The sequence below is a fragment of the Aliiroseovarius pelagivivens genome, assembly GCF_900302485.1.
GTDB lineage: Bacteria > Pseudomonadota > Alphaproteobacteria > Rhodobacterales > Rhodobacteraceae > Aliiroseovarius > Aliiroseovarius pelagivivens.
Genome location: NZ_OMOI01000002.1, coordinates 250,561 through 272,708 on the forward strand (window position 1 = coordinate 250,561; position 22,148 = coordinate 272,708).

At 57.4% G+C, this 22,148-nt stretch carries 20 protein-coding genes; 3 read left to right on the forward strand and 17 right to left on the reverse strand.

The window, feature by feature from the left end:
• Nucleotides 1-10 precede the first annotated feature (10 nt).
• From ALP8811_RS13410 to ALP8811_RS13435, 6 genes are all read right to left on the reverse strand, one after another.
• Nucleotides 11-1,057 carry an ABC transporter ATP-binding protein gene (locus ALP8811_RS13410; protein ID WP_108857767.1) on the reverse strand — a complete coding sequence of 349 codons (1,047 nt, stop codon included), beginning with the start codon at nt 1,055-1,057 and terminating at the stop codon, nt 11-13.
• On the reverse strand, nt 1,054-2,049 hold the full coding sequence (locus ALP8811_RS13415; RefSeq protein ID WP_108857768.1) for an ABC transporter ATP-binding protein: 996 nt from the start codon (nt 2,047-2,049) through the stop codon (nt 1,054-1,056). Before ALP8811_RS13415 ends, ALP8811_RS13410 begins: the two co-directional genes overlap by 4 nt.
• Before the next feature lie 4 nt (nt 2,050-2,053).
• Nucleotides 2,054-3,004, reverse strand: coding sequence for an ABC transporter permease (locus ALP8811_RS13420; RefSeq protein ID WP_108857769.1), 951 nt, complete (start codon nt 3,002-3,004; stop codon nt 2,054-2,056).
• Complete coding sequence (locus ALP8811_RS13425) at nt 3,001-3,981, reverse strand: ABC transporter permease (protein WP_108857770.1); 981 nt, start codon at nt 3,979-3,981, stop codon at nt 3,001-3,003. The genes ALP8811_RS13420 and ALP8811_RS13425 overlap by 4 nt, the downstream gene beginning before the upstream one ends.
• A gap of 139 nt (nt 3,982-4,120) precedes the next feature.
• Nucleotides 4,121-5,677: an ABC transporter substrate-binding protein gene (locus ALP8811_RS13430; protein WP_108857771.1), complete on the reverse strand. Its 1,557-nt coding sequence runs from the start codon at nt 5,675-5,677 to the stop codon at nt 4,121-4,123.
• A gap of 185 nt (nt 5,678-5,862) precedes the next feature.
• On the reverse strand, nt 5,863-6,750 hold the full coding sequence (locus ALP8811_RS13435; RefSeq protein ID WP_108857772.1) for a LysR family transcriptional regulator: 888 nt from the start codon (nt 6,748-6,750) through the stop codon (nt 5,863-5,865).
• A 102-nt stretch (nt 6,751-6,852) separates the two neighbouring features.
• On the opposite strand from ALP8811_RS13435, the gene ALP8811_RS13440 reads away from it, so the two are divergent.
• Nucleotides 6,853-8,049 carry an NADH:flavin oxidoreductase/NADH oxidase family protein gene (locus ALP8811_RS13440; RefSeq protein ID WP_108857773.1) on the forward strand — a complete coding sequence of 399 codons (1,197 nt, stop codon included), beginning with the start codon at nt 6,853-6,855 and terminating at the stop codon, nt 8,047-8,049.
• Between the two features lie 96 nt (nt 8,050-8,145).
• On the opposite strand, the gene gyrB is transcribed toward ALP8811_RS13440, so the two are convergent.
• From gyrB to mutM, 9 genes are all read right to left on the reverse strand, one after another.
• Nucleotides 8,146-10,563 carry a DNA topoisomerase (ATP-hydrolyzing) subunit B gene (gene gyrB / locus ALP8811_RS13445; RefSeq protein WP_108857774.1) on the reverse strand — a complete coding sequence of 806 codons (2,418 nt, stop codon included), beginning with the start codon at nt 10,561-10,563 and terminating at the stop codon, nt 8,146-8,148.
• Nucleotides 10,564-10,662: 99 nt separating this feature from the next.
• Nucleotides 10,663-11,283 carry a LysE family translocator gene (locus ALP8811_RS13450; RefSeq protein ID WP_108857775.1) on the reverse strand — a complete coding sequence of 207 codons (621 nt, stop codon included), beginning with the start codon at nt 11,281-11,283 and terminating at the stop codon, nt 10,663-10,665.
• The gene (locus tag ALP8811_RS13455) at nt 11,280-11,696 is read right to left on the reverse strand and encodes a VOC family protein (RefSeq protein WP_108857776.1); all 417 of its coding nucleotides are present in this window, start codon (nt 11,694-11,696) and stop codon (nt 11,280-11,282) included. Before ALP8811_RS13455 ends, ALP8811_RS13450 begins: the two co-directional genes overlap by 4 nt.
• The gene (gene recF / locus ALP8811_RS13460) at nt 11,693-12,802 is read right to left on the reverse strand and encodes a DNA replication/repair protein RecF (protein WP_370738906.1); all 1,110 of its coding nucleotides are present in this window, start codon (nt 12,800-12,802) and stop codon (nt 11,693-11,695) included. Before recF ends, ALP8811_RS13455 begins: the two co-directional genes overlap by 4 nt.
• A gap of 36 nt (nt 12,803-12,838) precedes the next feature.
• Entirely contained in the window at nt 12,839-13,957 is a 1,119-nt protein-coding gene (gene dnaN, locus ALP8811_RS13465) for a DNA polymerase III subunit beta (RefSeq protein WP_108857778.1), read from the reverse strand.
• Nucleotides 13,958-14,093: 136 nt separating this feature from the next.
• Nucleotides 14,094-15,455 (reverse strand): chromosomal replication initiator protein DnaA, encoded by a 1,362-nt coding sequence (gene dnaA, locus ALP8811_RS13470; RefSeq protein ID WP_108857779.1) that lies wholly within the window; start codon nt 15,453-15,455, stop codon nt 14,094-14,096.
• A 603-nt stretch (nt 15,456-16,058) separates the two neighbouring features.
• The gene (gene rpsT, locus ALP8811_RS13475; RefSeq protein ID WP_108857780.1) at nt 16,059-16,322 is read right to left on the reverse strand and encodes a 30S ribosomal protein S20; all 264 of its coding nucleotides are present in this window, start codon (nt 16,320-16,322) and stop codon (nt 16,059-16,061) included.
• Between the two features lie 156 nt (nt 16,323-16,478).
• Nucleotides 16,479-17,255 carry an enoyl-CoA hydratase gene (locus ALP8811_RS13480; RefSeq protein WP_108857781.1) on the reverse strand — a complete coding sequence of 259 codons (777 nt, stop codon included), beginning with the start codon at nt 17,253-17,255 and terminating at the stop codon, nt 16,479-16,481.
• A gap of 66 nt (nt 17,256-17,321) precedes the next feature.
• Complete coding sequence (gene mutM / locus ALP8811_RS13485) at nt 17,322-18,173, reverse strand: bifunctional DNA-formamidopyrimidine glycosylase/DNA-(apurinic or apyrimidinic site) lyase (protein ID WP_108857782.1); 852 nt, start codon at nt 18,171-18,173, stop codon at nt 17,322-17,324.
• 74 nt (nt 18,174-18,247) lie between these two features.
• Here mutM and ubiE point away from each other — a divergent pair, with 74 nt between their 5' ends.
• Nucleotides 18,248-19,000 (forward strand): bifunctional demethylmenaquinone methyltransferase/2-methoxy-6-polyprenyl-1,4-benzoquinol methylase UbiE, encoded by a 753-nt coding sequence (gene ubiE / locus ALP8811_RS13490; protein ID WP_108857783.1) that lies wholly within the window; start codon nt 18,248-18,250, stop codon nt 18,998-19,000.
• A 1-nt stretch (nt 19,001) separates the two neighbouring features.
• Nucleotides 19,002-20,531 (forward strand): 2-polyprenylphenol 6-hydroxylase, encoded by a 1,530-nt coding sequence (ubiB, locus tag ALP8811_RS13495; RefSeq protein WP_108857784.1) that lies wholly within the window; start codon nt 19,002-19,004, stop codon nt 20,529-20,531.
• Here ubiB and ALP8811_RS13500 read toward each other — a convergent pair.
• Entirely contained in the window at nt 20,517-21,428 is a 912-nt protein-coding gene (locus tag ALP8811_RS13500; RefSeq protein ID WP_108857785.1) for a phosphotransferase family protein, read from the reverse strand. The two genes, ubiB and ALP8811_RS13500, sit on opposite strands and share 15 nt — an antisense overlap.
• A 36-nt stretch (nt 21,429-21,464) precedes the next feature.
• The gene (locus ALP8811_RS13505; protein WP_108857786.1) at nt 21,465-22,145 is read right to left on the reverse strand and encodes a flagellar hook capping FlgD N-terminal domain-containing protein; all 681 of its coding nucleotides are present in this window, start codon (nt 22,143-22,145) and stop codon (nt 21,465-21,467) included.
• Nucleotides 22,146-22,148 lie beyond the last annotated feature (3 nt).

The following is a 22,148-nucleotide window of genomic DNA, read 5'->3' on the forward strand; positions in this document are numbered from 1 at the left end:
CCAATCCGCCTTAAAGGCCGGTCGCATCCGCATCCAACCTGCCTTCTTCAAGGGCGTGACAGGCAACCGTGCTGCCGTCTGGCTGGTGAATGGCGCGCGGCTTTTCACTATTGCATCTGCCATTCGCAAAAGCACAGCGGCTTTCGAAGGGGCAACCTTGCGGCAAATTGATCGGCGTCGGGATCTCGCCTTTCAGGCGGATATGGTTCGGACGATCATCCTTCAACTGCGGCACTGCGGACAGCAAGGCTTTAGTATAGGGGTGTTTTGGATTCGAAAATAGAGTTGCCGTTTCGGCAACCTCGCAGACGGTTCCAAGATACAGAACCGCAACCCGCGTTCCGAAATGCTCGACCACGCTTAGATCATGGGTGATGAACAGATAGGTCAGGCCCCGGTTTTCCTTGGCTTCCAGCATCAAATTCAAGACCTGCGCCTGAATGGAGACGTCCAGCGCACTGATCGGTTCATCCGCGATGATGAACTCGGGATCGACGGTCAGGGCACGCGCGATGGCGATCCGCTGACGTTGCCCACCCGAGAATTCGTGCGGATAGCGTTTGATCCAGGTGGGATCGACGCCGACGGACATCATGACCTCGGTCACCTTGTCGCGCACCTCGGCAGCCGAGTACTTCGGGTTGTGATGGCGCACCGGTTCTTCCAAGGCCTGCAGGATCGTCATGCGCGGGTTCAACGACGCATAGGGGTTCTGGAAGATCATCTGGATCTTCTTGCGCAGGGGCAACATGTCATGGCGCGACAGATCATCAATGCGCTGTCCTTCGTAGTGGATCTCGCCGGCGCTGGGGGTCAGAAGCCCCGCTACCAGTCGGGCCACAGTGGACTTGCCGCATCCGCTTTCGCCGACCACGCACAGTGCTTCGCCGCGATTGACGTCCAAAGACACGTTGTTCACCGCATGGACCGAGCGCGTTTCGCGGGTAATCCGACCGCCTTTGAACCTCACCGTCTCAAGAAAGCCCTGGTCCAAATCGAACCGTTTCTCAAGACCTTTGATTTCCAGAAGGGGGGTCTGGCTTGCCATATCCTTCATGCTTTGACCTCTCGCCGGGCGTCATTGGATTGCAGGCGCTGAACCTCGTGGCAGGCGACCTCGACCTCGCCGAAATGCGAGATCTCGGGGATACGCGAACGGCACACGTCCGTCGCATACTCGCACCGCGGATTGAAAGGGCATCCCGGGGGTATGTTCGTGAGTGGCGGCATGTTTCCCGGGATCTGCTTGAGCCGTTGGCCCGGCAGTGTCTGTTGTGGCAGGGCGTTGATCAGCCCTTGCGTATAGGGGTGCTGCGGATCGTTGATGATCTCGCGCGTGCGGCCGGATTCAATGATCCGCCCTGCATACATAACCAATGTGCGCTCGGTCATCTGGCTGACCACACCAAGGTCGTGGGTGATCAGGATCAAACCAACTTGATTGGACTGGCAGAGCTCCAGCAACAGCTCCATGATGTCTGCTTGAATGGTCACATCCAGCGCAGTGGTCGGTTCGTCCGCGATGATCATCTGCGGATCCAAAAGCAGGGCAATCGCAATGATAATTCGTTGCCGCATCCCACCCGAAAGCTCGTGCGGGTATTGCTCCAACCGTTCCTCGGGCGAGGGAATATACACCTCGCGCAGTTTGACGATCGCGATCTGGCGTGCCTCTTCGCGTGACAGCTTGCGGTGCGCCATCAGGGTCTCGATCATCTGCTGGCCGATGGTCAAAACCGGGTTCAGCGTCACCATCGGATCCTGAAAGATCATCGCCATACGGTTACCCCGGATGCCGCGAAGCTGCCGATCATTCATGGTGACGACGTCTTCGCCCTCGAACATGATTTGACCGTGGTCGATAAAGCCGGGACGGCTGAGCAGGTTCATCAGGGCAAAGCCGGTGATCGACTTGCCTGCCCCGCTTTCCCCAACGATCCCAAGGCGTTCGCCTTTCGCCAGATCAAAGGAAATGCCGTTCAAAGCGGTGACCGTCTGTTCGCGCATCGCGAATTTTACGGTCAGGTCACGGACGGAAAGAAGGCTCATCGCGTCACCCCTTGTAAAGTTTCGGGTTCAGGACATCGCGCATCCAGTCGCCCAACAGGTTGATAACAAGGACCAGCACGACCAGCACCACGCCCGGAATGACGGTAATCCACCAGCTGCCCGAGAAGATGTAATCGAACCCGGACGAGATCAGCGAACCAAGCGACGGTTGGCTGGGTGGCATGCCCAGACCCAAGAAGCTTAGCGACGCTTCCGAGATGATTGCGTTTGCCACCTGCACAGTCGAGATAACAAAGATCGGTGACAGCGAGTTCGGCAGGATATGCCGCACCATGATGCGACCCGGCCCAAAGCCCAGCACGCGAGCACTGTCGACGTACTCTTTCTTCTTCTCAGCCAGCACGGTCGCCCGCACGGTCCGCGCATATTGCGGCCACTCGGCCACGCCGATCACAGCGATCAGGAAGAACACGGCATATTGGTTGAAGGTCTCGGACCCAAACATCGCTTGGGTCACAGCAAGGAAGATGATCGCAACCATCAGGGTCGAGAAGCTGAGCTGAATATCTGCCAGACGCATTAGAAGGCTGTCCAGACGTCCGCCGACATAACCCGCGATCAGACCGATCGAGATGCCAAGAAAGGCTTGCAGCGCCACCGCGCAAACACCGATCAACAACGACAAACGAGTTCCGTAAAGGATTGTCGACCACAGGTCGCGGCCCTGATCGTCGGTCCCAAGCGAGAAGTCAGGCAGGGATCCATCCACCCAGAACGGCGGATACTCCGAGTTCATGATGTCGATCGACGCGGGATCATAAGGATCAAAGGGAGCAAGCAGAGGCGACAGCAACGAGGATATCGCGATAATCAGGAAGATCGCCATACTGACAATCGCAACGGGGTTCTTGCGGAAACTATACCCGATATTCGAGTTCCAGATCTTCGCGAAGTGCGACGGTTCGGTGCCGGGGGTCATGGTGTTGCTGCTCATGCGCCCATCCTCGCAATATTCACGGTTGGGTTCACAAGGCCATAGATCAGGTCAACGATGGTGTTCGTCACCACGAAGATGAAACCTACGACGATCAGATAGGCCACGATCAAGGGCGTATCGACACGGTTCACGGCTTCGAGGAACATGAAACCCATGCCGGGCCACTGGAAAACAGTCTCGGTCAGGATCGTATAGGCCACCATCGTGCCGATCTGCACACCGCCCACGGTGATGACCGGAAGAAGCGTGTTCTTCAGCGCGTGCAGGAAATAAATGCGGCGCGGGCTGATGCCCTTGGCACGGGCGAATTTCACGTACTCGGATTGGAGCACTTCCATCATTTCCGAGCGGATCAGGCGCACAAACAAGGGCAGCATAATCGACGCCAGCGCAAACGATGGCAGGATGATGTGCATCCACCCATCGACGGTAGCGAAGTTGGTTTCCCAATAGCCGAACACATGCACAACATCGCCACGCCCGAAAGACGGGAACCAGCCATAGTGAACCGAGAAGACGAAGATCATCATGATCGCGGTCAGGAACACCGGGATCGAAATCCCGATAATCGATAGGCCCATGATCAACCGGCTTAGGATCGTGTCTGGCTTGATCGCCGTATACACACCCAGCGGGACCGACAGGCCTATGATGATAATTGTTGCGCCCATCACCAGCTCAAGCGTGGCGGGCAGTTTTTTCAAGATCACGTCCAGCGCGGGCTCTTTGAAGAAGTACGACGTGCCCAGATCCCCCTGAAGCGCATTACCTGCGAACCGAAGATATTGGGTCATGAAGCTGTCATTCAGCCCCAACTCGTCGCGCAATTGCTGACGCGTTTCTTCTGATACCGATTGCCCGACCAGCTCGCGTAGCGGATCGCCCAGATTGCCCTGGATGGCAAAGCCGATCACCGAGATGACAAACATCACTGCAATCGCCTGAAATACTCGCTTCACGAGATAGGCAAACATCGTTTTGACCTTTGTAGACGTGTATCTGTTGCGCACCGTGTGATGTCAGGAGACAGGTAGCTTCGCAAGAGCCAAGCGGACAATGCGCGCAATCAGGGTGAGATCCGGGCCAGCACAAGGCCAGCCCGGAGATTACCTCTTACTTGACGACCAGATCGCCGAAGTAAGGGAAGTTCAGTGCGTTGACGATGTCAGCCGAGTTCATGTTCGACTTCGATCCCCAAGCCAGGTTCTGCCAGTGCAGCGGAATGAAGGCCGCTTCATCGTACAGGATACCTTCCAGCTTCTGCAGCTGAGCAGCACGTGCTGCCGGGTCGGTTTCGCTGTTCGAAGCGTTCATCAGGTCATCCGCCATCGAGTTACAGTAAGCACCCGAGTTGTACTGACCGTTGCCGGTAGCTTCATCCGGACAAGCCGACAGGAACTGGTGGAAGTTCGCCGAATCTTCGGTATCTGCGTGCCAGCCGATCATCATCATGTCAGCAGCGCGCTCGTCGAACTTGGGCCAGTACTGGGCTTTCGGCATGGTCTGCAGGTCAACCTTGATGTTGATCTGCGACAGCATCGAGGCAACAGCTTGTGCGATCTTGTCGTCGTTTACATAGCGGTTGTTCGGAGCCATCATCGTGATCGAGAAACCATCAGCGTAACCAGCTTCAGCCATCAGTGCCTTCGCTTTTTCCAGATCGAAACGCGGCATGATTGCCGGGTCATGACCCAGATAGCCAGCCGGCGATGCCTGAGCACCCACGGTGCCGAAGCCACGCATGATGCGGTCCACGATACCAGCGTTGTTCACAGCATAGTCGATGGCCAGACGCACTTTCGGGTCCTTGAACGCCTCGACACGGTTCTGGTTCATCTGGAAGGTGATGATGCGTGTGCCAGCCATGGTGATCAGGTCGATCCCATCAGCGTCACCCACACGCTTCAGATCAGTCGGCGGAACCGGAGCGATGAAGTCAACGTCACCCGACAGAAGGGCGGCCACACGGGTCGGGTCTTCTTTAATCGGGGTCAGGATGATCTTGTCGACGTTGCCAGCGGTTTCAGTATCCCAGTAACCGTCGAAACGATCAAAGACCACTTTCACGCCCTGCTCACGCTCGGACACAACGAACGGGCCAGTACCCGAAATGTTGCGCGAGGCAAAGCTGTCACCGTGCTTCACGATTTCCGACTTGTCTTTGCCGTCATCGGTCGTGCCGGTATAGAACGCGCTGTCCATCGGGAAGATGTAGGTCGCGGTGTGCAGCACCAGCGGGTACGGCTCTGATGTTTTCAGGTCGAAAGTCATGTCGTCGACGACTTCAACATCGGTAAACAGCGAGAAGATGCCTTTAAAGTCGTCGCTGGCCTTCAAACGGTCAAAGGTCCAGTCCACGTCTTTTGCGGTCAGCATGTTACCCGAGTGGAATTTGACACCATTCTTCAGTTTGAAGCGCATGGTGGTGGCGTCGATCTGTTCCCAGCTTTCGGCCAGACGGGCTTCGAACTGAAGATCCTTGGTCCAGCGCACCAGCGGGTCAAAGACCATATGTGAAAGCTGTAGTGTGCCGCCTGAAAGTTGTTCATGCGGGTCCATCGAAACCGGGTCAGCGTCATAAGCAACGCGCACGGTGGTTTCGGCATAAGCTGCCGATGCCAACGTCGCCACTGCGGCGGCCGCCGCAAGGCTACGGACTATCTTAGTCATGGATTTACTCCCCTGTGGTTGTGATCAAAACGCTAGAGCCGGGGGCAGGTGGGCGCAAATGCCGATATCGTATAGGGTATGCAATGGGCGCATGAGGCAATCCACAATCTGTATAAATCGTTTATATACAGATTGTTACATGCGCCCTTCTGACCCTGAGAACTCAATCAACTCTACAACCACAGCTAATTCATCCTCAAACCTGCGGCCAGATGCTCGACCAGCAAGCGCACCCTGTGCGGCAAAAAGCTTGTTTCCGGGCGCAATATAAAGACACCTCCGCCAGCGCTAGGATCGGAGTATTCCGAAAGCACCGGAACCAGGCCACCTTCATTCAGATCGCGATCGACAAGGAACTCGGGCAGCCAGGCGATTCCAAGCCCGGCAACGCATGCTGAATGGATCGCTTCTAGGCTGTTGCACATCATACCGGTGCCAAGACGGGCGTGACTGTTATCCCCTTTGGTCAGGCCCCAGTCTGAAACTTGTCTTTCCAGATTCAGACGCAGGCACCTGTGGTGTCCAAGCTCAGTTGGATCCAGCGGGACGCCATACACCTCAATATACTTGGGTGATGCGCATAACACCCGCCGATACGCCGTGATCTTCCGCGATATAAGGGAAGAGTCCGTCAAGTTCCCACTTCGGATCGCGATGTCGAACCCCTCGCCTACCAGATCGACAAGCTTGTCCGATATAAGAAGTTCTATCTCCAGCTCAGGATGCTGAGACATGAAGTCGTTCACCAATGGAACCACCCGCAATCGTCCCAGAGCAGCCGAGCAGGTCATCCTGATAACGCCCCTCAGCTGGCTTTCATCTTCGGCAATGTCTTCTTCCAACGCCGTCATGCGCGCCAGAATGTCCCGAGCCTCCTCGACATAGCGCTGCCCTGCCTCGGTCAGGGACATGCGTCGCGTCGACCGGATAAGCAGGGGCACCCGCAAGCGTTGCTCAAGAAGATGTACACGTTTTCCCACCGCTGACGGTGTGTATCCCAACACGCGTGCGGCTGCTGAAAAGCTGCCATGGTCGACTACAGCCAACAGGATTTCCAGATCTGATTTTTGCATCACTTGATCCCGTGTGGATCAATTCATGATCCTAATCTCACCATTTTCCACATCTTCTATCCAGTTTATATCAAAAGCACGCCCAACCCAAGGAGTCCCTCCGTGTCGACCATTGCCAACTCCTCTCTATTCTCACCGCTTACGCTGCCGAACGGGCGCGTTCTGAAAAACCGGATCATCAAATCAGCCATGTCGGATTCGCTTGGGGATGGTCGGGGCAATCCGACGCCCGCGCAGATGCGCCTTTATGAACGTTGGGCCGAAGGCGGGCTTGCGGCGTCGATCATCGGCGAGGTACAGGGCGATCCACTTTATCCAGAGAAGCCAGGCAATCTGGTATTGGACAACAATGCAGATAGCGCAGCGTTCCAGGATCTCGCGCGACGCGGCTCGGTCAACGGGGCTGATCTGTGGCTGCAACTGGGCCATGCAGGTGCCTTGTCGCATCTTCCGATCAGCCAGCCCAAGGGTCCCAGCGCCATGACATTCCCTGACTTCCGCGCAGAAGAAATGTCTTTGGCCGAGATCCAAACCGTACCCGAAAGTTTCGCCAGAACTGCTCGGCGGGCATCGGAATTAGGATACAGCGGCGTGCAAATTCACGCGGCCCACGGCTTCCTTCTCAGCCAGTTTCTGTCTCCGCTATTCAATCGTCGAACAGATACCTACGGTGGCTCGGTCCAGCAAAGGATGCGGCTTCTGATCGAAACGGTCGAGACCGTTCGCGCGGCTGTTCCCAGCGACTTTACTGTGGCAACCAAACTGAACGCGACCGATCAACTGGATGGCGGACTGTCCGAAGATGACGCTCTTCAGGTTATTGCGGCACTTGAAGGCAAGGGTGTCGATTTGCTGGACATCAGCGGTGGCACCTATTTCCCCGGCGCACCTTCAAGCTCGGAACGAACGACCAAGGGACCATATTTCCTCGAATTCGCACGCGCGGCCCGTGCGGTGTCGACTTTCCCGCTTATGGCCACAGGTGGTTTCAAGCATCGTCAGGAAGCAGAACAGGCCATTGCGTCCGGCGATGTAGATGCCGTCGGGGTGGCCCGTGGATTCGTTCTTGATCCGGACTTACCAACAACGTGGCAAGCAGGTGGCGACGATCCCAGCTTCCCCCGATTTGACGCTTTGCCCCCCGGCGGAATGACCGCTTGGTTCACCATGCGAATGCTAGATCTTGGACTGGACAGGGAAGCGAAAGTTCATCGCGATCTACTTGCGGCAATCAACGAATATGAAAGCCGGGACGATCAACGCATCAAGCTTTGGCGCGAACGTTTTCGAGCGGCATAAACGCCTGACTTGCGCATATCTTCCGCGTTTAAAAAGCTGGGCGGCGCACGTGAAACCACGAGCGCCGCCCAATCATCAAACTGCATCCTGAAACGATCAGAAGTCCAGGTTTTCCACCGACAAGGCGTTCTGCTGGATGAACTCGCGGCGCGGCTCGACCACGTCGCCCATCAGCTTGGTGAAGATATCGTCAGCTTCGGCCAAATCATCCACCTTTACCTGCAGCAGGGTACGGGCTTCGTGATCCAGCGTGGTTTCCCACAGCTGATCAGGGTTCATTTCGCCCAGACCCTTGTAACGCTGCAGCGTCAGCCCTTTCTCGCCCTCAGCCAGAATAGAGCTCAACAGGTCAATCGGCCCCTGAATTAGGATCTCGCGATCCTTCCGCGACAGGTGCGAATGCTCGCGATAGATGTCGCGGGTATCTTGTGACACTTCCGACAAACGCCGTGCTTCGCCCGAGCGCAGAACAGCGCCGTCCAGCGTACGGATTTCCTCGACCCCGCGCAGAACGCGGGCCAGACGGATGCCGTGATCCTGTGTGATCCGACCCTGCCAGCCTTGTTCGTATTCTACTGCAACCTTGTCCAGACGCGCCGCTACATCGTCCGCTACGCGCTGCAGATCCGCATCCGCACGGCCTGGATCAAAGGCACCTGCAAGAGCGGCTTGTTCCAGAATGTTACGCGGGTAATGGGTCGGGAATGCATCCAGAATGCGTTTGAAATTCCGGGCACCATCAACCACGCGGGTCAGATCGGGACCGGCGATTTCTTCGCCATTTGCCAAACGCAGCACAGTCCCGTCGATCCCCTGATTAATCAGGTAATCCTCAAGACCTGCCTGATCTTTCACATAGACCTCGGATTTGCCGCGCGCCACTTTATAAAGCGGTGGTTGCGCAATATAAAGATACCCGCCCTCGATCAGTTCCGGCATCTGACGGAAGAAGAAGGTCAAAAGCAGTGTCCGAATATGTGCGCCATCCACATCAGCATCGGTCATGATGATGACCTTGTGATAGCGCAGCTTTTCGATATTGAACTCGTCGCGACCAATCCCGGTACCCAGCGCTGTGATCAGCGTGCCGATTTCCTGACTGGACAGCATCCGATCGAACCGCGCACGTTCCACGTTCAGGATCTTCCCGCGCAGGGGCAGAACCGCCTGATCGTGACGCGAGCGACCCTGCTTGGCCGACCCACCAGCCGAGTCACCCTCGACCAGGAACAGTTCACGTTTCGCCGGGTCTTTTTCCTGACAATCAGCCAGCTTTCCGGGCAGCGACGCCACATCAAGCGAGGATTTCTTACGCGTCATTTCACGCGCTTTACGGGCAGCTTCGCGGGCCAAGGCGGCCTCGACGATCTTGCCAACAATCATCCGTGCAATCTGTGGATTCTCGTCAAACCACTCTTGCAGCTTTTCGTTCATCAGACCTTCGACCGCCGGGCGCACTTCGGACGACACCAGCTTGTCTTTGGTCTGCGAGCTGAACTTCGGATCCGGCACTTTCACGGACAACACGCAAGTCAGTCCTTCGCGCGCATCGTCGCCCGTGAAGTTCACCTTCTCTTTCTTCGCCAAGCCCGAGGAGTTGGCATAGAGGTTCAGTGTCCGTGTCAGCGCGCCGCGGAAGCCCGCAAGGTGGGTACCGCCATCGCGCTGCGGGATGTTGTTGGTGAAGGGCAGCACGTTTTCGTGGTAGCCATCGTTCCACCACATCGCGACCTCGACTCCGATGCCGTCTTTTTCGCCGGTGACAAAGATCGGCTCTTCCATCAAAGACGTTTTCGAGCGGTCGAGATATTTCACGAACTCTTTCACGCCGCCGTCGTAGTGCAATTCCGAATGCAGCTTCTCGGCGGGGCGTTCATCTTCGATGATGATCCGCACACCCGAGTTCAGGAAGGACAACTCGCGCAGACGGTTCTCCAGTGTCTTGAACTGATAATCGAGGTTCGAGAACGTGTCGGTCGAGGCCAAGAACCGCACCTCGGTCCCGGTGCGATCACCGCAGTCGCCGACGACTTCCAGATGTTTCGCGGTCTCGCCGCGCTCGAACCGGGCGACATGCTCTTTACCATCGCGCCAAACCCGCAACTCAAGCCAATCGGACAGCGCGTTCACAACCGAAACGCCCACACCGTGCAGACCGCCCGACACTTTGTACGAATTCGAGTCGAACTTACCGCCGGCGTGCAACTGGGTCATGATGACCTCGGCTGCGGACACGCCTTCTTCCTTGTGAATATCCACGGGAATCCCGCGCCCGTTGTCATATACAGAAACCGAGTTGTCGGCATGAATCTTGACGGTCACAGCGTCAGCGTGACCTGCCAAAGCCTCGTCGATACCGTTGTCGACGACCTCGTAAACCATGTGGTGCAGGCCCGACCCGTCATCGGTGTCACCGATATACATGCCGGGGCGCTTGCGCACCGCTTCCAAGCCTTTGAGAACTTTGATGGATTCGGCGCCGTAGTCGGTGCCGTTCTGCGCGTCATCAGCCATGAGGGCCTTCCTGTTATTCGTTCTGGAAAATATAGTGTTTTCCGAGGGGATTGTCACGCCGAAGCCACCATATTTAGCGGTTTTCTGGCGATGTTTCTCCTAAACGAAGGGGATCACCAATCCGACCAGAATCAACAGCCCCCCTGCCGCGTAGTTCATCCGTGTAAGTGCTTGTTCTGACGACAGAAGCGACCTTGCGCGATCGACAAAATATGCCAGCATCAAGTTTCCCACCAACGGCACGATGAAGGACGCCAAAGCGATGGCCACGATATCGCCAGCTGTCAAAAGCGACAGATCGAAGAAACCGGGCAAAACACCCATGTAAAACAGGATTGCTTTTGGGTTCGACAGGATCACGATTAGCCCCGCAACAAAGCCCGCCAACATACCGGGTCGTGTCAAACGGCTGTCGCCCGTCACCTTGTGTCCCGCGGATCGGATGATCGTGATGCCCAGCCAAAGAAAGAACAAGGCCGCCACAATGCGAAGCACCAGCATTCCACCTTCCACACTGGACGCCAGCCACCCCATTCCCAAAGCAGCCAGAACCGACCAGAAGATGTCGCCCACTGCAACACCTAGCGTCAGTGGCCACGCTTGCGTGAAACCACCCGCCAGCACACGCGCGACCAGCGCCACCCAGACGGGTCCCGGGGTCAGGAACAAGATGAACAGGCCGAAGATGTAGAAACCCAGTTCGGCAGGCGAGATGGTCATGTCAGGTGGCCGTCCTCGTCCAGCTCCCAAAAGGGATTCATTGCGTATTCCCAGACATGTCCGTCCGGATCCGCGAAATAGCCGGAGTAACCGCCCCAGAAGATCTTGTCAGGCCGCGTGACAACCGTGCCACCAGCCGCAATGGCCGCGTCATATGCTGCATCGACCTCGGCCTCGGTCGGGAAGTTCTGGCCCAGCGTCATCGCACCTGTGCCTAGCGCCTCGACCGGGCGTTTCATGTCTTCGGCCAGCCCTTCCAACGTGTAGAAACCAAATTTCATGCCATTCATGTCATAGAAGGCCACCTTGTCCATGACATTGGATGGCTCCCAGCCGATGGCGCCATAGAACGCCACGGCGCGCTCCAGATCTTTGACGCCCAATGTGATCAGGGTCACGCGATTGGTTTTCATGGCTTCACCTCTTTTACTTCCGACACGCCGTCGGTCTCGGTCACTTCGAAATGCGCGGCGCGGTCGCCGAGTTCCTCAAACAGTTCTGGGCCCGTACCTGTCATGAACGCCTGCGCGCCCAAGGCGCAAATCTCGTCATAAAGCGCGGCACGTCGCCCTGCATCCAGATGCGCGGCCACCTCGTCCAAAAGCAGGATGGGGGGCGCCCCGAAATCCCGCGCCAGTGCACGGCCATTGGCAAGGATCAAGGAGACCAGAAGCGCTTTCTGCTCACCCGTTGAGCAATCCCGCGCCGCCACGCCTTTCGCCGCATAGACCGCCGCCAAGTCTGTCCGATGCGGCCCGACCAAAGACCGCCCAGCCGGCAAATCCCGCGACCGGCTATCGGCAAATGCGACCGCCAAATCGCCCTCGCTTTCTGACAGATCACTATCATCCACCTGCACCAGTGACAGATCCGCCACGGGAAAGGCGGTTTCGGCCAAGGCTTGCGCCTCTTGCAGCTGATCCAGACAATAGGCGCGGTTTGCGATGATCCGTGCCCCAGCCTGCGCCATTTGCGCCTCGAGCGCATCATACCAATGTGCGTCGCGCTGCCCGTCTTTCAGCAGCCGATTGCGTTCACGCATGGCCTTCTCATAGGTCAGCACTGCATCCGCATGGCCGGGCTCAAAACTCATCGTCATGCGATCCAGAAACCGGCGACGGCCTTCTGCGCCTTCGACCCACAGCCGGTCCATCACGGGGACAAGCCAGACAATCCGCGCGATCCGACCCAGCGCCACCTGTGCGGCGGCCTTGCCGTCGATCTTTACCTGACGCGACGCCCCGGCCTCGCACCAAGTTTCAACCTCGTGCATCTGGTGCAGGCTTTGCAACACGGCCGAGACTTTCCACCCCACTGCCTCGGGCTTTCGGATCATCTCGTCTAACGCGGCCCGCCGCAGCCCCCGTCCGGGGGACAACATGGACACAGCTTCCAAAATGTTGGTTTTACCCGCCCCGTTGCGCCCGTGAATGGCAACAGGCCGCCCATCCAAGGACAGGCGGGCCACTTTGTGACTTCGAAAATGGCTGAGTGTCAGCTCGCGAAGGGCGAGTGTCATCACGCCCTCCTTTTCAACGCTTCAAGGACCGACAGGTCACACGCGCATCGGCATGACGACGTAAACGGCGCTGGTATCATTGCCTTCACGCATCAGGGTCGGATCGCCCGAGGAATTGAACATGAAGACGGCGTTTTCGCGATCTACCTGGCTGGCGATCTCCAGCAGGTACTTGGCGTTGAAGCCGATTTCCAACCGCTCGTCATTGTAAGCGACTGCCAGTTCTTCTTCCGCAGCGCCCGCATCGGGTGCGTTCACCGACAAAACCAGACGATCTTCGTCCAGCTGCAGCTTCACAGCGCGCGAACGCTCGCTGGACACGGTGGCCACACGGTCCACGGCCTGAGCAAACGCAGTCGCGTCCACTTCCAGCTTACGTGTGTTGCCCGAGGGGATCACGCGGGTGTAATCGGGGAACGTGCCGTCGATCACTTTCGACGTCAGCGTGATGACCGGCGTTGCAAAGCGCACCTTGGTTTCCGATACCGACACTGCAATCGTCGCATCGTCATCGTCCAGAAGCTTGCGCAGCTCGCCCACGGTTTTGCGGGGAACAATCACGCCGGGCATTTCTTCTGCTCCGGGGGGCAAATCAGCGTCGATGCGTGCCAAACGGTGACCGTCCGTGGCCACGGCACGCAGCACTTTGCCGCCTTCGGCGTCTGAGACGTGCAGATAGACACCGTTCAGGTAATAGCGGGTCTCTTCCGTCGAGATCGCAAATTTTGACTTGTCAAACAGGCGACGCAGAACCGGCGCGGGGGCCGAGAAATTCGCCGAATACTCCGACGATGCCATGACCGGGAAATCTTCCTTAGGCAGGGTCGCCAGCGAGAAACTCGAGCGGCCAGCTTCGACGCTCAGACGCCCGGTGGCGCCGTCATCGGTCAGCTGGACAAGTGCCCCGTCGGGCAGCTTGCGCACAATTTCATGCAGGGTCACAGCCGACACGGTCGTCGCGCCAGCGCGTTCGACCATCGCGTCGGTCTTGTCCACCACTTCGATGTCCAGATCGGTGGCGCGGAAGGAAACGCTGTTGCCCTCAGCCTCGATCAAAACATTTGCTAGGATTGGAATAGTATTCCGGCGTTCTACAACAGATTGCGCCTGTGCCACGGCCTTCAGAAGCGCGCCGCGTTCGATACTGATCTTCATGTCCCACTCCTGACAGATACCGGGGCGGAGACCATATCATGTTCACCGCCCGGCTCAATTCTTTATTCGGAATGTCCGCTTCTTTCGTGGGCGGGTCAAGGGTTTAAGGCCCAAAACCCACCGTTTTGGGGTCGCTTTACGCCTCGAGCGCGCGACGCAGCAACTCCAGATCTTCCGCAATCTGATCGTCGATGCCTTTCAGCTCGTCGATCCGCTTGACGCCATGCATGACCGTGGTGTGATCCCGACCGCCGAAACGACGCCCAATTTCCGGCAGCGACCGCGAGGTCATGTGCTTGGCCAGATACATCGCAACCTGACGCGGACGGGCAATGGTGCGCACACGACGGGGGCCGATCAGATCCGACAGACGGATGTTGTAATGCTCGGACACTTTGCGCTGGATTTCCTCCACAGTGACCTTGCGATCGGACGCGCGAAGAATGTCGCCCAGACAGTCCTGAGCCAGCTCCAGTGTGATTTCGCGACCAACAAGCGACGCAAAGGCGAACAGACGCATCAAAGCGCCTTCCAGCACGCGAACGTTGGTCGAAATGCGATGCGCCAGATACTCCAGCACACCATCGGCAATCACCAGACCTTTGTACTGTTCACGGTAAGCGTTCACTTTGGTTTGCAGCACGCCAAGACGCAGTTCGTAATCGGTGGGGTGCAGGTCCACGACCAGACCGCATTGCAGACGGCTTTTGATACGATCCTCAAGATCCTTGATCTCGCCCGGGGCACGGTCAGCCGAGATGATGATCTGTTTGTTCTGGTCCACCAGCGCGTTGAACGTGTGGAAGAACTCTTCCTGGGTGCTGTCTTTGCCGGCGATGAACTGAACGTCATCCACCATCAGCACATCGACCGAGCGGAACAACTGTTTGAAGTCGATCATCTGTTTTTCGCGGATCGCCTGAACGAAGCGGTACATGAATTGCTCGGCGGACAGATACACCACGCGCAGGTCGGGCTGGCGGGTCTTCATCTCGTGCGCGATGGCGTGCATCAGGTGCGTTTTACCAAGGCCAACACCACCATACAAAAAGAGCGGGTTGAACGTGACCGGGCCACCTTCAGCGACACGGCGGGCCGCAGCATGGGCCAGCTCGTTCGGCTTGCCGACAACGAAGCTGTCGAAGGTAAAGCGCGCGTCAAGCGGCGCACCGGGCAGATCGCTGTGATCGGGCTTGGTGATGGTCGCCGGTGCGGCCGTTTTGTCAGCGTTCGGCACAACCGGGCGCGGCTTTGCTTTTTCAGGAACCTTGAACTCAAGACGCGCGACTTTGACGCCCTCGCCGTTCAAGTGTTTCAGAATCTGATCCCCAAAATTCTGACTGACCCAGTTGCCCAGAAAGTTGGTTGGCACCAGAAAACGCGCCACACCACCATCCAGTTCAGCAAATTCCAAGGGTTCAATCCAACTGGTATAGTTGTTCTGTCCCACTGCTTTTTGCAGCTTATTACGGACCTTACCCCATTCTTCGTTCGTCATATTACCTCGACCCAGCGTTTTATTAAGACCGCCCAAGACAGTCCCTCACAGGCACTAATATCCCATTCACACGGCGCACTTTCAGCGCACCCCTTCATGGCGAAACACGAAATCCACAGCCCGCTGCCGACGAGCATGCTTTAGACGCCGCGCCCAATACTGAACCGCACCACATGGTTACCCATTCTGGCGACATGCCCAATTGGACGTTCGGAACTTTACAGTTTGCGCATCCACCCTAGCAGTCAGGGTGGCAACATGCCTTCAGGCGCACCACATGACAGCAGGCACACAATAGGCATTGAGATCTGACCTCAAAGAATCAAATCCGGATGTGGCAAAAGGGGTTTTCCCCTTATAGTTCGTGGGTTTAGCCCACTTATGTCTGATAGTCCCAAGTCGGCGAAGTGAATCGCTGAATGCAAGCTAGCAATCACTCTGCGACTGGCGCAATAGAACTTCACGCTTGACTCTGTGATTGCCGAAACGAATCCCGAAGGCACGTCGCAAAATCAAATTTCTTAGCAGACTTAGCAAAAAGAGCGTGCCCATTTGGACACGCTCTTTTTTTGTTTTCGGACGCTGTTCAGAGGTGAATCTGAATCAGCCCAGTGCTTTTACACGCGAGCTCAGGCGCGAGACTTTACGTGCAGCGGTGTTCTTGTGGTAAACGCCTTTGGTCACGCCGCGCATCAGTTCAGGCTGAGCAGCTTTCAGGGCAGCAGCAGCTGCATCCTTGTCGCCCGACTCGATGGCTTCTTCAACGGCACGCAGGTAGGTGCGGATGCGCGAACGGCGGGCTTTGTTTACGGCGAAACGACGCTCGTTCTGACGGGCGCGTTTTTTTGCTTGGGGCGAATTTGCCATGTGTCTGATCCCTCTTTCGGGTGTGTTACGTTGTCAAAGCTGCGCGTACAGCACCCGACCGGGTTCAGAACCGGTGATTCTGGCCTAAGCGGGCCTCACGCGCATGGATGGGCTGCCCTTTAAGCCATTTCGGCCGCAAAGGGAAGCCCTATTGGTTTACTTGTCGCGGAACTGCGGCTGACGCTTTTCGGTGAAGGCGGCCATACCCTCTTTCTGATCTTCGGTCGCAAAGAGCGAATGGAAGACGCGGCGTTCGAACAGGATACCCTCGGTCAGCGGAAGCTGCTCGGCGCGATTCACGGTTTCTTTGATCGCCATTACAGTGACCATCGACTTTTCAGCGATCTTGGCCGCTGCGGACATGGCTTCGTCCATCAGCTTTTTGGCGGGAACAACGCGGCTGACCAGCCCCGAACGCTCGGCCTCTTCTGCGTCCATGAAACGACCGGTCAGGTTCATGTCCATCGACTTGGCGCGACCAACCAGTTTGGTCAGACGCTGCGTGCCGCCCATACCGGCCATCACGCCCAGGTTCACCTCGGGCTGGCCAAACTTGGCGGTGTCCGACGCAATAATGAAGTCACACATCATGGCCAGCTCGCAACCGCCGCCCAGCGCATAACCGGACACAGCAGCGATGATTGGCTTGCGAATGCGCATGATTGCGTCTTCTTCCGGGGTGAACAGGTCACCCGTGAATACGTCTACAAAGCTTTTCTCGGCCATCATCTTGATGTCGGCCCCGGCGGCGAACGCCTTTTCCGAGCCGGTGACGACGATGCAACGCACCTTGTCGTTGGCCTGCGCTTCAGCCAGCGCTTCGCCCAGTTCGCCCAGCAAGTCCAGGTTCAGAGCGTTCAGAGCGTCAGGCCGGTTCAGCTTGATCAGCGTCACATGATCTTCGGTTTCAACGATGATGTTCTTATAGGCCATGGTTCCCCTGCCTTGTGTAACGAGTGGTTGGAGCGGAGTCCTAACACGCCACCCCATTGGATCAAGCTATCTTTGGCATTGCGGGCAATAGAATGTCGAGCGCCCAGATTGTGTTATGCGGGCAATTTCGCCCGCGCATCCAGAAGTGACGCAACGTTCACCTTCGCGGCCATAGACGCGAAAACTGTGTTGAAAATAACCCAAATCACCATCCGCCTGCCGGTAATCCTTCAATGATGACCCGCCGCTTTCGATGGCATCCGACAGCACTTCGCGAATGATCGGAACCAAACTGGCAACACGCTGTTTCGCAATTTTGCTGGCCTTACGCGCGGGGTGAATGCCAGCCCGGAACAGCACTTCGCAGACATATATGTTGCCTAGACCCGCGATGATTCCCTGATCCAGCAGCGCCGATTTGATAGGAGAGTTCTTTGTCTGCAACGCCTCGATCAGGTACGATTCGTCGAACTGGTTGCCCAACGGCTCAGGGCCCAACACGCGGATCAGTTTGTGATCATCCAACGCCCCTGTCGGGCACAGATCCATCGCCCCAAACCGACGCGGATCGTTGAAGGTCACCCGCGCGCCGTTCTCAAGATCAAAGACCACATGGTCGTGCTTTTCTGGTGCAGGATGTTCGTGATGGAACTTCCCAAGCTTATGGCCCGAGATCAGCATCCGCCCCGACATGCCCAGATGCACGATCAAAGTTTCGTCCGTATCCAGATCCACCAACAGGTATTTCGACCGCCGCCCAAGCCGTTGCACCGTCGCCCCGGTCAGGCGTTCGGCCATGCGATCGGGAAACGGCCACCGCAACCCGTCTCGCCGTGTCTCGGCACGCCCAATACGCACACCCTCCATCACTGGCAGCAATCCGCGGCGTACTGTCTCGACCTCGGGTAATTCGGGCATGTTGAAAGCCTCTCCATTGTGCGTCCCTTACTGTCACGATATGAGGGATCAACCGCAAGAAGCGAGTATGCCCAATGAGCACGTCAGACAACCGCACCACGCATTTCGGGTTCAAAACCGTGAACGAGGACGACAAGGCCGGAATGGTCCATGGCGTCTTTACCAATGTGGCCTCGAAATACGACATTATGAACGATGTCATGTCCGTGGGCATCCACCGCGTCTGGAAGGACGCGATGATGGACTGGCTGACCCCGCGCGATGGTCAGCGCCTTCTGGATGTGGCTGGGGGAACCGGCGATGTCTCGTTCCGCTTTTTGGGGCGTGCGCCGGGCGCTGAAGCCGTCGTTCTGGACATGACGGAAAGCATGCTGGTCGAAGGCAGCCAACGGGCCGAAGCCTCGCACCTTGCCGATCATCTAGACTGGGTCGTCGGCGACGCCATGGCCCTGCCCTTCGAAGACAACAGCTTTGATCGCTACACGATCAGCTTCGGCATCCGCAACGTGACCCGCATCCCGGACGCGTTGAAAGAAGCCTATCGCGTGCTGAAACCCGGCGGACGTCTGATGGTGTTGGAATTCAGTCAGCTTCCCGATGAAGGCATGCAAAAGCTCTATGACCTTTATTCCTTCAACGTTATCCCCAAGATGGGGCAGCTAATCGCAGGCGACGCGGACAGCTATCAGTATCTGGTGGAGTCGATCCGAAAGTTCCCCGATCAGGAAACCTTCGCCCGCATGATCCGCGAGGCCGGGTTTGAAAACGTGAAGTATCGCAACCTGTCTTTGGGCATTGCGGCCCTGCATTCGGGGTGGAAAATCTAAGATGCGTGGTCCTCACAACATCTGGCGCCTGATCCGAACCGGCGCAACCTTCCAGCGCACCGGCGCAATGGGCGTCGTGCTGGACGCGATGAAGGCCCCTCCGTCGGTCCGCGTTGCGGCCCACGTTGTTGGGTGGCCCTTTGCTTGGCTTGGCAAAAAGGGCGATCCAACACTGCCCCCGGTCACCCGCGCGATCACAGCGCTTGGCCCCGCCTATATCAAGTTTGGCCAGATCCTATCGACACGACCAGATGTGGTCGGTCCCGAGTTGGCGGACCAGCTTCAGTATCTGCAAGATAAACTGCCCCCGTTTGATCAGGCCATCGCCCGACGCATGATCGAAAAAGAGCTTGGGATTGATATCGACCAGGTGTTTTCCGAGTTCTCGGAACCGGTCGCCGCAGCCTCGATCGCGCAAGTACATAAGGCGCGACTGGCCGAAACTGGCGAATCTGTTGCCGTCAAAGTTCTGCGTCCCGGCATCGAACGCGCCTTCCGCACCGATATTGACGCCTTCCACTTCTCGGCCCGCGTGATCGAGATGTTGTTGCCGTCGACCCGCCGGCTGCGCCCCACCGATGTGGTCGAGCACTTTGAAACCACCGTGATGGGAGAGCTGGACCTGCGCCTTGAAAGCGCATCCGCCAGTGAATTTGCCGAAAACACAGCTAAGGACGAAGGCTTTGTCGTTCCTGAAGTGAATTGGGGGCTGTCCGGCCGGACCGTGATGACCCTTGGCTGGGGCGAAGGCATTCCGGCCAATGACCTCGAGACCATCCGCGCCTCGGGTCTGGACATGCACCGGTTGGGCGAGCGCGTGCTGCAATTGTTCCTGTCCCATGCACTGCGCGACGGTCTGTTTCACGGTGACATGCATCAGGGCAACCTGAAATTTGCCGCCAACGGCGACATCATTGCCGTGGACTTTGGCATCATGGGGCGGATCGACGAATACACCCGCCGCGTCTATGCCGAGATCCTCTATGGCTTCATCACCCGCAACTATCGCCGCGTCGCCGAAGTGCATTTCGAAGCTGGGTACGTCCCCGCTGACCGCGATGTCGAGGAATTCGCCCGTGCCCTACGCGCTGTGGGCGAGCCGATTTTCGGGATGAACGCCACGCAGATTTCGATGGGGCGCCTGCTGGCGTATCTCTTTGAAGTGACCGAGAAGTTCGGCATGGAAACCCGCACCGAACTGATCTTGTTGCAACGGACCATGGTTGTGGTCGAAGGGGTCGCGCGGTCGCTGTCTCCGGATATCAACATCTGGAAAGTCGCAAAGCCCGTGGTGGAAAGCTATATCTCGAATTCGATCGGGCCGAAGGCTCTGTTGCAGGATCTGGTGCTCACCGCACGCGTTCTGGCCCGCTTTGGTCCGCGCCTACCAGAACTGGCCGAGGCCGCTCTGATCCGCCAATCCGAAGCACATGTGGAAAACGACCGAGCCCGTCCCTTGCGCGCGATGAGCTATGTTGCTGTGGGTGGCGGCCTTGCTTTGGCAGCGGTTTGGGTCTCAACCCTGCTCTGACGCGCGGCGCTCCAACTCTGCAACCCCGCGATAGGCCGCGTCCCCGTGCGCTGCTTTCCAATGACAATAGCACGCCATGCGCCAATGAAAGAGCGGCGCAAGCGCCCTGTAGCGTGCTGCGCCGACGGGATCCCCCCCAGCGCTGACATAAGCCGTTAGAAACGCCGATTGTTCCTCGGATGAAAGGGGCCGGTTGCCATAGAGAACTTGCATCGCAGGGGACAGAAAGATCGCAATATCTCCTGCTGGATCCCCGATCGTCGGGCACTGCCAGTCAATCAGTCGCAATCCACTTTCAGCGGCCACGATATTGCCCGGCACAATATCACCATGCAAAAGGCGTCGGGTTGCGGCAGGCAGATCATTCGGCACTTGCGGCGGAGGCGTCAGTCTGATGCCTGTTGCCTCTCCCATTGCACAAGTCTCGGCAATCAGTGTGACAGGCGATGTGATCGTCTCGGGCAATCCTTCGGGGGCATTCGTCCGGTGAAGCCTGGCCATTAAACGCGCCACGTCCTCGACGGCTCCGGACCATGGCATACCATCGACATGTCGATACAGAACGCTTGCGCCCAGCGCGCTGTCCAGAAACGCAACAAAGTCGGGGGCTAAGCCTGTGCCTGCCAAATGCTTGAGGACCAACGCCTCGCGCGTGCCGTCATTGGAAAAAAGAGGCGTCGCCGCCGCCTCGTTATACAGCTTGCACACAAGGTCGTGTGACATGTCATCTGATGTGATGCGCCAAACCGGATTGCTGCGCCCGCCCAGAAGACGGGACCAGTTGGCATGCTTGGACACATGCCCCTCTTCCTGCCAGATCAAGGACAGCGATTGCTGCAACCTGTCGTGTTCCAACGCTCCAGTCGGGTGCATCATCATGTCGTCGCGCAAAGTCATGCAACCTGTATAACCCGGGCCTTAGGCGACGAAAACTCATTCAGCGGCTTCACGCAGGGCGGAAACGGCATCAGCCGTCACCCTTTCACCGCTTTCCAGCACCAGCCACAGCTGACCACCACTGTTCTGCGTTTCCACAATCCTGCCATAGCTCTCCATCGGATCGGTCGATAGGTGCTTCCCATTGCTGCGGCTGGTCAGCTCAAATGAATAAACACCGTAGGGCAGCCCGTTGCCGTTTCCATCCTCTCCATTCCACTCCACCGGATCGGTCGAAACCGGAAGGGGCTTACTGTCCACAATGATGCCTTCGGCATTCTTCACCACCAAGATGACCTCGTCTGCGGCGGCAACCGGGTTTGGGGACAGCGTGATGGGGTCACCATCAAATTGAACCGGGGCGGCCACACGCGCTTCCTTTCCGACCCAATCTGCGATGTCCGACATACCCATCAAACCCAACTGTACACCCATGTTTTTCAACAGATCATTGGTGCGTACCTGCTGCTCGACCCCAGAGAATGTTGCCAGCTGGACGGCATAGTCCGATGATTCAATCGGGTTTAACGGATCCTGGTTTTCCATTTGGGCCGTCAACATCACCAAGAATGTCTCGAAATCGGACGAGATCACGGGCCCATCCGAGGCAGAGGCCTGTGTGTAGTTTGCCGCAGGAGCCGTTAGCGCTGCTGGCATGGCTGTTGGGGTGACGTTCATGCT